This is a genomic window from Sphingobacterium sp. 2149 (genome assembly GCF_031455655.1).
In the GTDB taxonomy this organism is placed as follows: Bacteria; Bacteroidota; Bacteroidia; order Sphingobacteriales; family Sphingobacteriaceae; genus Sphingobacterium.
Genome location: NZ_JAVDTD010000007.1, coordinates 185,044 through 196,753, shown reverse-complemented (window position 1 = coordinate 196,753; position 11,710 = coordinate 185,044). Strand labels below are relative to the sequence as shown.

Genomic DNA, 11,710 nt, shown 5'->3' with positions numbered 1-11,710 from the left:
TCATAATTCTTGGGCACAACATACGTTTATATTTGGTTATTATCTTGATATAAAAATGCACAAATCTCAGTAGCTCGTCCAATCACAGCGTCTCAATTTTATATCAAAGCGTATCAGTAAAATGCTTTTTTATCTTTTAATTGACTATTTTTAGTTATACGTAATCAATTTTGAAAAGAATAACCACCATATTAGTTTTATATACCTTCCTAGCGTGTATCCACGGGCGGGCACAATCCATCTATTTCAAAAATTATCAAACAAACGATGGACTCTCGAATAGTTCCGTCAAGTGTATTACACAGGATAGTCAGGGCTTTCTATGGCTCGGTACAAGAAATGGCCTCAATCGTTTCGATGGCAATCAATTTAAGATATTTAGACACAATGCTTCAGATTCGACAAGCATCGGAAGCTCTTCTATCTTAAGTATGCTCACCGACAGCAAAGGCGTCCTGTGGGTGGGAACGACTCGCGGTACTTACTGTTACGATCCCGCAAAAGAAAATTTCAAACCATTCAAGGGTATACCAATCGGTGAAGTAAATGCCCTACACGAATATGCAGGATTTATCTGGTTGCTTTCCAATGGCAAACTTTACCGTTATAGTTCCGCAACAAAAGAAATTACGACATATGATCATAACAAAACTGCGCTGGTAGCTATCACCAGCAGTAAGAAAGGGGGGCTGTGGATCGCAGACAACAATAGTACAATACAAAGATATCAGGTTAGCACCCATAAATTTGTCAATGTCGATCTCAAAAAGATCGATCGGCGAGCGCTAGCAAATACCAAAACCGTCTATGCAATCAACGATTCGCTACTGATGATTGGGACGATCAATTCGGCCTATCTCTTTGACTTCAAAAATGGAACATTAAAAAATTTATTTTCAAACCATTACCCTAACAAAGTTATCCAGGCAAATTGCATTATTCAACAGACAGCATCAGTATATTGGATCGGAACAGAAACTGGAATATATACATTTGACATTCACACAGGACAGATCCAACACATTAAAAAAGATCTGCTCAACCCATTTGCCATATCGGACAATGCGATCTTAAATTTCTATCGCGATCGGGAAGGCAATATTTGGTTTGGAACATATTTTGGTGGTTTTAACCAATACAGCAACCAATTTGATAATTTCAAAAAGTATTTATCCGGATTTGGAAAATCTGCCCTGTCAGGCAATATCGTGCACGATATCACCAAAGATCACGATGGAAATTTCTGGATAGGAACAGAAGATGGCGGTCTAAATAAAATAGATGCGCAAACAAACCAGATTCAGCACTTTGTTGCCAATGGCAAACAGGGAAGTATTGCGCATAATAACGTTCACGGTTTGGCAACTGTCGGCAACGACCTTTGGGTAGGTTCCACAACTCATGGTATTGACATTCTGGACGTAAGAACAGGAAAATTAAAAAAGCATTATGACCGCATTGGTGATGGACCATTACAAAGCAGCTTTGCCGTTTGCCTCTATAAATCCAGAGACAATAACCTATTTGTAGGAACCGATCGCGCCTTATATGTCTACAATAAAACTCGTGACCGTTTTCACCTCCTCCCTATTACTGCATGGATACAAGGTATTTATGAAGACGAAGAGGGTATATTCTGGATCAATACCTATGGAAGCGGCGTCTACAGCTATAACTACAATTCGGGAAAAATTCAGCAGTTACTGTCTGAACAAGGCAACAAAAATTCACTCGTCAATAATTATGTCAATGGCCTATTTGAAGACAGCAAAAAAAACTTATGGTTTTGTACAGAAAGCGGCCTTTCAAAATACCGCCGGGATGGTCGATTTACCAATTATCTGACCGAATCGGGATTACCTTCCAATCAAGTATTTAAGGTGCTGGAAGATGACAACAAAAGCATTTGGATATCTACCGGCAGTGGTCTGGTCAGATTGGATGAAGGAGTGCCTCGTAGGATCATTTACACATCCAGAGATGGACTTCCCGCAGATCAATTTAATTATAATTCAGCTTTCAAGGATAATGACGGGACTTTATATTTCGGAACTATAAAAGGAATGGTAAGTTTCAACCCTACAAAATCCATTAAGAACAACTTTGTCCCCCCAATATTTATTAGTGGCATTCAAATCAACAATGCAAACATAGCTGTTCGTGAAAATGGGATACTAAAAGAATCCATCACCATAGCAAAAGAAATCCAACTGACCTACGACAGATCCAATATTAGCTTTAATATTGCAGCGTTAAGTTTTGCTTCACCAAAAAGCAACGCCTATCGGTATATCATGGAAGGTTACGACAAAGAATGGACCGATATTACAGGGAATCAAAAAATCTATTACAATAAACTTCCGCCAGGGACGTATATCTTTAAGTTCAGGGGTGCAAACAATAATAGGGTTTGGAATCCCGCCGAAAAAAAACTGCGCATCATTGTTTCGCCCCCCTGGTGGTTGTCTCGCTGGGCATACGTGCTCTATTTTCTGACCTTCGGTACAATTACACTGCTGGTATTACGCTATTACCTACTGCTTTTAAAGGCCAATAATGCGCAAAAGATGGATAGCTTCGAACGGAAAAAAGAGCAGGAAATATACACACTCAAGCTGGAGTTTTTTACGAACCTCGCTCATGAGATTCGTACCCCGCTCACCTTAATCAAAATGCCCCTGGAGAAAATAATAAATAACCAGAAATTCACCGATCAGGAGACGGCTCAAGACCTTGCCCTGATCGAAAAAAATACAACGCGATTAATTCGCCTCACCAACCAGTTACTGGATTTTAGAAAAGCAGAAACCAACAATATGAGCCTTATCTTTACAAAAACCGACATCAATACCCTTCTAGCCGAGGTATTTCACGATTTCAATTACCTGGCCAAAGACAAACATTTACGCTATGATCTCAGCCTTCCACGTATCAGTCTCACAGCCTATGTAGATGAAGAGGCCCTTCGAAAAGTATTTACAAACCTCATCCACAATGCAATAAAATACGCGGAGCAAGAAGTCTATGTCAAACTGCTTCCATTCAATAGCGATGACATTATGTTCAATATTGAATTTAAAAATGATGGTCTCCTTATACCCTTTGAGAAAAAAGAAAAAATTTTTGAACCCTTTTATCGACTAAACGAATCCGACAAAGATACCGGAACAGGAATTGGCCTGCCCCTTTCCCGTTCTTTGGTCGAACTGCATCAAGGAACATTATCTCTTATTCATATGGAAGAAAACCGCAATATATTTTTGCTCTCCGTCCCTATCTTTCAGGAACAATCCCTGGATATCCAATCATTTCAGGAAGATTTTGACGAGCATGTATTCATTGGTAAAGCAGATGAGCAACAAGAGGAAAAACCGGTAATCCTGCTCGTTGAAGATAATAAAGAAATAATGGCTTACCTCAATAAGGAATTAAAATCAAGTTACACAATTTTACGAGCTGGTAATGGCGCTGAAGCGCTCGAAATTTTAGACAAAGAGAACGTGCAACTCGTACTGACTGATATTATGATGCCGATTATGGATGGACTTGCACTATGCAAACGCATTAAAACAGACATCCTCTACAGTCACATTCCCGTGATTTTTCTGACTGCAAAAAATGCGCTCGATTCAAAGATTCAAGGGTTAAAAAATGGTGCTGATGCTTACATCGAAAAACCCTTCTCGCTCGAATTCCTCATGGTACAAATACGTAACATCCTCAAGAACCGCAAAATTATCCAGAATTATATGACCAATTCTTCTGGATCCAACTTAATGGATATCAATGTATCGGCACCCGACAAAGACTTTATCAGCCAGCTCAATACTGTAATTTATGAAAATATTTCAGTGATAGATCTCAATGTGGATGGACTTGCCAAACTGATGCATATGAGCCGCCCAACCCTTTACCGTAAAATTAAAGGGCTATCCGATCTCACCCCCAATGAATTGATCAATATTTCTCGATTGAAAAAGGCCGCAGAACTGCTTACCCAGAAAGAGTATAACATTAGCCAAATAGCAATTATGGTAGGTTATACCGTACAATCCAATTTCTCAAGAGACTTCAATAAGCATTATGGCATGTCGCCGAGCAGTTATATTGTTGAAAACGCTAAGTAATGAACGTCCTTTTAGTACCACCATCAAGATTTTACCGATGGAGTAAAACCTGCCATTCGTAACAATTTGAATGGAAAGGCTCAAAGGAAGGACAAAAAATCGTAGACGCAAAAAGCCCTATACGTCTACGATAACACCTTACTGTTTACTCTTAGGAACAAAGAATGCTGCCAGCAACATAAATACTCCGGCTAACAACAGGCCATAGATGGATTGGCTATGAAATAAATATTTGATGATCATTCCACCAAAAAAACCACACACAATCTGAGGCAGCGTAATGAAGAAATTGAACAGTCCCATATAAACTCCCATTTTACCAGCGGGCAAATGATCGCTTAAAATGGCATAGGGCATTGCTAAAATACTACCCCAAGCTATACCAATGCCGATCATCGGAACAATCAATAAATTAGCATCTCTGATCAGGAATAACGAAATGAGCGAAAGCCCGCCAACGGAAAGACCCAGGGCGTGGGTTTTACTACGACCTAAACGTTTAGCGATCCGCGGAATAAACAAGGCATAAAGGGCCGACACGCCATTGTAAATACCGAAGAGTACCCCCACCCAATTGGCGGCCTCCATATAAAGATCCTGCCGACTTCCTTCTCGAAGATAAAAGACCGAATCTGCAATCGCTGGAGTTGTATATACCCACATCATAAAAAGTGCAAACCAAGAGAAAAACTGCACCCAGCCTAACTTGCGCATAATCAGGGGCATTTTGCCGATATCACTCGCAATAGATCGCAAACCAAATTTAGGCGCAGATGCCTGGTCTATTGAAATAGCATCTGAAAAAGACTGAAGTTCTGTTGGCGAATACTCTGTAGTTTTGAATACAGACCATAATACTGACAAAAGCAGTACAAAGCCACCTAAATAAAATGAGTAGATAACATTGCTTGGTACCTGCCCCACTTCCGAAGTTCCTGCCACATCAAAATACTTCGTCAATATAAACGGAAGCAACGATCCTAAAACAGCTCCGACACCAATTAGAAAAGTCTGTACCGAAAATCCTACACTCCGTTGACTACTTGGTAAATTATCGCCGATCAGGGCCCTAAAAGGCTCCATGGTGACATTAATAGAAGCATCCATAAACATCAATAACCCCGCTCCTATCCAAAGTGGTGCCAGCATCGTGGTAAATAATGCCGCATTAGGCATTAAAAATAACGTCAGGGTAGTTAACAGGGCACCCACCAAAATATACGGGCGACGACGTCCCAACCTATTCCAGGTTCGATCGCTATAATGGCCAACGATGGGCTGAACAATCATACCCGTTATTGGCGCCGCGAGCCAGAATAACGACAAGTGCTCCACATCGGCACCAAAGGTTTGAAGAATACGCGAAGCATTGCCGTTCTGAAGCGCAAACCCCATTTGTATCCCCAAAAATCCAAAACTCATATTGATGACCTGGCTTATGTTTAATTCAGGTTTTTTTCCCATAATAGGCTATCAAAATTTAACACAAAATACAATTTAATTATCATTTAATCGCGATTCAGCAGCATAAGAATCCTTTTCTAAGCTGCTGAAAATATTGATTTACCGATCGTTCGACACCCGAATGCTACATTTTCCAGCTAATACGAAAGCCCCAGTTACGGTCTGGATATGCGCTGCAGTATCACTGATATTATCGATCGAATAACCAACCCGATCTACAGCAATCAACAATGTCGCGCCGCGAAACAATACCCGGAATTTATAGCCTTCCCATTCGTTGGGCAACATTGGGTTCAGATACAATTTTCCGTCCTTAATTCGCATACCCGCAAAACCTTCCACAATCGTCATCCAAGTACCGGCCATCGAGGTGATATGCAGACCATCTTCGGTATCGTTGTTGTAATCATCCAGGTCCAGACGTGAAGTCCGTAGGTAAAACTCATATGCTTTTTCCGCTTTATTGAGTTTAGCCGCCAATATCGCATGTACACAGGGAGAAAGTGAGCTCTCATGCACGGTCAATGGCTCATAAAATTCAAAATGCCGACCGATAGTGTCCACATCGAATTGATCTTCAAGAAAATAAAAACCCTGCAATACATCGGCCTGTTTGATATAACAGGAACGTAGAATCCTATCCCAGCTCCAGTGCTGGTTGATCGGACGTTGCAACGGATCAAGTTGTGCCACAGGAATCAGCTCTTTGTCCAGAAAGCCATCTTGCTGCAAATACACGTTTCGTTTCGCATCAAAAGGGTAGTACATCTTGGCAATAATATGCTGCCATTTTTGCTGCTCTTCCAGTCTAATTTCCAACTTCGCTTCCACTGTGCTCACCACGTCGGATTGCTGCTGGGCCAATTTTTCTAAACATTCTAGTGTATATTCCAGACACCAAGTAGCCATACGATTGGTATACCAGTTGTTATTTACATTATTCTCGTACTCATTTGGTCCAGTCACCCCCAACATCACATATTGCTCACGTTCAGCACTCCAATTGACGCGCTGTGCCCAAAATCGGCTAATCGCAACCAAAACCTCCAGTCCGTGCGACCAAATATATGCCTCATCACCCGTATAACGCACATAATTGTAGATCGCAAACGCAATGGCTGCATTGCGGTGGATTTCTTCAAAGGTGATCTCCCATTCGTTATGACACTCCTCCCCATTGATCGTAACCATGGGGTAGAGGGCTGCCCCATGTCCAAAGCCGAGTTTTGCGGCATTTTCAATAGCCTTATCCAATTGCTGATGACGATAAATCAACAAATTACGTGCGATCGTTGGCGATTGCGTCGCAAGGTAAAATGGGATGCAGTATGCTTCGGTATCCCAATAAGTAACACCGCCATACTTCTCTCCCGTAAATCCTTTTGGCCCAATATTAAGTCGCTCGTCTTCACCCGTATAAGTTTGATTCAACTGGAAAATATTATACCTTATGGCTTGCTGTGCAGCAACATCACAACTGATTTCAATATCACTTTCTGACCATATCACGTGCCATGCGGCCGCTTGCTTTTCCTTCAACTCATCAAAATCAAATTGTTTTAGTGTCTGCAAATGATCCTGAACAACTTCCTGCAATTGAGCAACCGCATGATTTTGTGAAGTAACAATGGCGACACGCTTCTCTATCCTACAAATGTGTGATTTAGGCAGATTAAGAGTGTAGACTTCTGCCATACAGCCTGGGCGCGTTACCGTTTCGTCTGCTGATCGTACCACTGACCCGGTGCTTACAGTGGTCTCGAGCATCGCATAAACTTCAAAACCAGTTTTCTTGGTTCGGGCAGCTACAAAAACACCAGGCCCAGACTTTCCCTGGTCAATGCTTTCCCAGAATTTTTCATCGTAGTTGCTATCCCGGTTAATCACCTGTGCATTTAAACGCGACACAACCTCGAGCGTAAGATCGCCCGAAAGTGCCGCTATGCTGTATTGCAAAGATGCCGTTTCAGAAGCAAACAAGTGATACATCCGGCTTGCCTGGATTTTAATCTGAGCACCATCTGCCATTTCAACAACAAAGCTACGGTATAGAACACCCTGCTGCATATCGAGGCGGCGTTCAAAAGATTTGACATTTACTTTGGCTAAATCAAGCACTTGTCCGTTAATTCGGATATCCAGGCCAATCCAGTCCACAGAATTAATGACCTTGGCGAAGTATTCTGGATACCCATTTTTCCACCAGCCCACACGCGTTTTGTCGGGATAATAAATTCCCGCCAAATAAGATCCCTGTAATGATTTTCCACTGAATTCTTCTTCAAAATTAGCCCTTTGCCCCATCCGACCGTTGCCAATAGCAAAGATACTTTCCGAAAATTCATTATGCTCCGGATGAAACGTATCCTCAATAATCTGCCAAGGGTTATGTTTGATATATATCTTCATTGATTTCTTGTTTTCAACACCTCCTGAACTCCAGTGTAAAAAATCCTTGCGTTATTTTTAACGCGATTCATTTACCGTTGTCAAAAGGTAATTTGCTGGTTTAATCTAAAATTTCTCTACTAATCTCCCTAAGTCAGCTACGACCAAATCTGCTCCTTTGAGGTTTTCGGCTTCTCCGATACCGATAACCTGCATGCCAGCTGCCCTAGCGGCATCGATCCCAGCCTGGGCGTCTTCCAACACCAAACATGCTGATGCCGCTATCCCCAATGCGTCGGCGCCTTTTAAAAAAACTTCGGGATTAGGTTTGGAAAGCTGAACAGCATTCCCATCAATCAAGGCATCGAAATAACCGACAATTCCGGTTTTTTCAAGAATGCCCAACGCATTTTTACTAGCCGAACCAAGAGCAATTTTAATTCCTCTTTCCTCCAGTTTTTGCAATAGTTCCAAACTGCCCGAAAGTAAATGTACTGGACTAAGCTGCTCGATCAATTCCAGATACCAATCATTTTTCTGCTGCAGCAATGCTTCTTTTTCGCTTTTAGACTTCTCCAGTCCAGCCCATTTCAAAATCAGCTCCAGAGATTCAACGCGACTCACACCTTTCAGCTGCTCGTTGTCAACCGTGCTGAACGAATAGCCCAAGCCTTCCGCTAATCGATGCCACGCTTCAAAATGGTAGACTGCTGTATCCACCAACACACCGTCCAAATCGAATATTACGGCCTTTACATTATTATAATTAATCATTGAAAAATAAATTCTGTAGAATTTTAAATTGTATTAAAACTTAAGCTCCATCACTTTAGTCTCGTAAGCTTCTAATTGCAAGGTATTGTCAGCTGGAGCGATTTCCTGTTTTTGGATAATATCAACATAGGATTTCACCTTGCTGTTTCTCTCCTTAAAGCGATCCAATTTGAGTGCCTTGGTGGTATCATTGCAGTTCATGACTACCATAACCGTCTGTTGTTCGTTGTAGCGGAAATACACATACACGCCATCTTCGGGCACATACTGCATCGTTTTACCAGTCTGTAATACAGTATGCTGTTTACGATAATTGGCTAGCGTTTGAACAAAAGTCCACATATCCTGCTCTGCCTTAGTCCGGCCTTCGGGGCTAAACTTATTCATTTTGTCGCCCACAAAACCACCTGGAAAGTCTTCCCGTAACAAACCATCGGGATTGGAGAAATTTTTCATCAGAATCTCCGCACCATAGTATAACTGTGGAATACCTCTAGTCGTCATCAGCCAGGCCAGTGCCGATTTGTACTTCTGCACATTTTCCCCAACGACGGATAAAAAGCGATCTTTATCGTGATTGTCCAGGAAAAGTACATTACGCTCAGGTTGCGGATACTGATAGTCGGAAGCCAAAGTTGCATACAATTTATTCACACCTGTAGTCCATTCGGTCTTTTGGTTAAGGGCATCCCCTATAGCATAGTTAAGTTGAAAATCCGTTACCCCCATCAACTTGGAATCCACATCTTGGCCAACCCGCTTTCCGCCTAGGAAATAAGCTTGATTAGCAACACCATGGACCCACGTTTCACCAAAAAAGGTGAATTTTGGATACTCCTGCAGGATGCGGTCTGTCCATTGACTCATAAAATCAAGATCATTATACGGATAGGTGTCGATGCGGAATCCATCTATTGCCGCGGTCTCTATCCACCAGATATGACTTTGCGTCAAATAATTTTGAACATAAGGATTCTGCTCATTCATATCGGGCATTGTGGGAACAAACCATCCTTTGACCATTTTCTTTTTGTCGTCTGCAGATGCATAGGGATCAAAAACAGTTTGGTCTTTGTAGGAAGTCTGCGTGTAGGTCGGCCATTCATTGAGCCAGTCAGCCATCGGTTTATCCTTCACTGTCCAATGATAACTCCCTATATGATTAGGTACCACATCAAAGATCAATTTCATCTGACGTTTATGCAGTTCGTCGGCCAATTGTACATAAGTATCGTTGCTACCAAAACGCGGATCGATATGATAGGTTTCGGTATTGGCATACCCGTGATAAGAAGCCTGTGGCATATCATTGGTCAACACTGGTGTCAACCACAACGATGTCACGCCAAGATCGTGTAGGTAATCCAGTTTACCGATAATACCCTCGAGATCACCACCATGACGCAGATACATCGAATCGCGGTTTAAGCTCATATCCAACATGCCCTTCACCTGATCATTTGCTCTATTTCCATTCGCAAAACGATCGGGCATGATCAGGTAGATCAAATCGGAACTGTTCACGCCTTGTGCTTTTACTTTTTGATCTCTTTGCTTCAACTCATAACGATGGGTCAGTTTTTTCTTTCCTTGACGAAAGGTAAACGTTGACCATCCTGGTTTGGCCGAGGCAGCTACCCTGACATCCAAAAACAGGTAGTTGGGATTTTCTACACGATTGACCTTAACAAGCTCTATACCTTTATCCTCTACCTCTACCTCGCTTTTACCTATTTGAGGCCCATATACAACGAGCTGCAAGGTCGGATTTTCCATGCCTACCCACCAGTTTAAGGGTTCTACGCGTTGGATGGACTGCCCCATTAGGGGGATCCATCCTACAAGTGTTAGCGCCAAGAATACTAGGGCAATCTTTCTCTTTACTTTTAACATGAGCTACTATTTTTTTGTCAACGTATAGGTATTTGCATTTAAATTCAACACAATATCGTAGGTACCTGCGCTGGCAACAGCGATATTTGCACCACCAGCGGCTAGTGTTCCATTTGCACCACCAAAATTGGTTCCCCAGTCGCGGTTTTTACGAAATTTAATCTCGCCTGCAGTCAAGCTTACTGTGAGTTTCCAAACCTGATTGGCGTTATCGTATTTCATATCCGTATCGGCATCCCATCCCTTCGGTGAGGCACTACCAATAATACCCCAGCTATGGTCTTTGTAAGAAATGGTGTTGGCTGTTGTATTTACTTCCAATTCAAGATTACCGGCACGTGGAGCTTTGATGTCCTGACCTCCATTATAAACTATTTTACCTGGCTCGGTCTCTCCATACGAATTGCTCCAATTCCGTTCAGGGGTCAGTTTAAATGTTAATTTTCCTTCCGGAAAATTGATTATTCCTGTATAGATTCCATTGCTCGTTGGCGAAATCAACGATTCAGCATTAGCTTCAACCCAATCTTCATAGGCTCCTATGGCATACAAATAGCTAGTCGAAGCAAAAGGGATCGCCTTCAGGCCAGCTAAAGCCGAATACACTACTGTAATTTTCGAATTAATACTCGACTTGAGACGTACATCAAATTCCGATACTGTTCCTGTTGGAACGCCAAGAGCGAGTAAATAGCTATTCAGTTCATAACCTGTAAAACCTAGCGCGGTACGACCACTAGGAATGACCACTTCCTTCACAGTTTTAAAATTGTCCCCTTTAAGTCCAAACTGAAGAACATTCGTTACCGCTGCCTGAAATCCAAAATCAGCGGGCACTACTGAAAGGTGCAGCACCGTATCACCTGCATTATCTTTTGATAAGGCGATGTCATTTTTATCAAGGCTTAAACTGGCTGGCTGTATGCCCTCACCGCTCGCCAATATAGCGCGGGTCTCGTCTTTTTTACAACTCTGGAATGCCACCATAAGTAGCAGCAGGATTCCAATATAGTGTCTAATTTTCATCTGTTTGATTTATATTTTCAATAGCTGATGAAAGCAAG

General features: G+C 42.0%; 6 protein-coding genes. 1 reads left to right on the top strand and 5 read right to left on the bottom strand.

Annotated elements, in window-relative coordinates; all coding sequences use genetic code 11:
* Positions 1–170 precede the first annotated feature (170 nt).
* Positions 171–4,127, top strand: coding sequence for a two-component regulator propeller domain-containing protein (locus tag J2X77_RS11970; RefSeq protein WP_310080931.1), 3,957 nt, complete (start codon positions 171–173; stop codon positions 4,125–4,127).
* 138 nt (positions 4,128–4,265) lie between these two features.
* Here the strand turns inward: J2X77_RS11970 and J2X77_RS11965 are convergent, their stop codons facing one another.
* From J2X77_RS11965 to J2X77_RS11945, 5 genes are all read right to left on the bottom strand, one after another.
* Positions 4,266–5,591, bottom strand: coding sequence for an MFS transporter (locus J2X77_RS11965; RefSeq protein ID WP_209579049.1), 1,326 nt, complete (start codon positions 5,589–5,591; stop codon positions 4,266–4,268).
* A 99-nt stretch (positions 5,592–5,690) separates the two neighbouring features.
* Entirely contained in the window at positions 5,691–8,000 is a 2,310-nt protein-coding gene (locus J2X77_RS11960; protein WP_310080928.1) for a family 65 glycosyl hydrolase domain-containing protein, read from the bottom strand.
* A gap of 105 nt (positions 8,001–8,105) precedes the next feature.
* Positions 8,106–8,753 (bottom strand): beta-phosphoglucomutase, encoded by a 648-nt coding sequence (gene pgmB, locus J2X77_RS11955; RefSeq protein ID WP_310080926.1) that lies wholly within the window; start codon positions 8,751–8,753, stop codon positions 8,106–8,108.
* Between the two features lie 33 nt (positions 8,754–8,786).
* Entirely contained in the window at positions 8,787–10,646 is a 1,860-nt protein-coding gene (locus tag J2X77_RS11950; protein ID WP_310080924.1) for a glycoside hydrolase family 13 protein, read from the bottom strand.
* 6 nt (positions 10,647–10,652) lie between these two features.
* Positions 10,653–11,672 carry a SusE domain-containing protein gene (locus tag J2X77_RS11945; RefSeq protein ID WP_209579045.1) on the bottom strand — a complete coding sequence of 340 codons (1,020 nt, stop codon included), beginning with the start codon at positions 11,670–11,672 and terminating at the stop codon, positions 10,653–10,655.
* Positions 11,673–11,710: the final 38 nt, after the last annotated feature.

What these genes read in the sequence shown, in the direction of transcription:
- J2X77_RS11965 (WP_209579049.1), bottom strand. Translation starts at nt 5,591, where the DNA reads ATGGGAAAAAAACCTGAATTAAACATAAGCCAGGTCATCAATATGAGT.
- J2X77_RS11960 (WP_310080928.1), bottom strand. Translation starts at nt 8,000, where the DNA reads ATGAAGATATATATCAAACATAACCCTTGGCAGATTATTGAGGATACG.
- pgmB (WP_310080926.1), bottom strand. Translation starts at nt 8,753, where the DNA reads ATGATTAATTATAATAATGTAAAGGCCGTAATATTCGATTTGGACGGT.
- J2X77_RS11950 (WP_310080924.1), bottom strand. Translation starts at nt 10,646, where the DNA reads ATGTTAAAAGTAAAGAGAAAGATTGCCCTAGTATTCTTGGCGCTAACA.
- J2X77_RS11945 (WP_209579045.1), bottom strand. Translation starts at nt 11,672, where the DNA reads ATGAAAATTAGACACTATATTGGAATCCTGCTGCTACTTATGGTGGCA.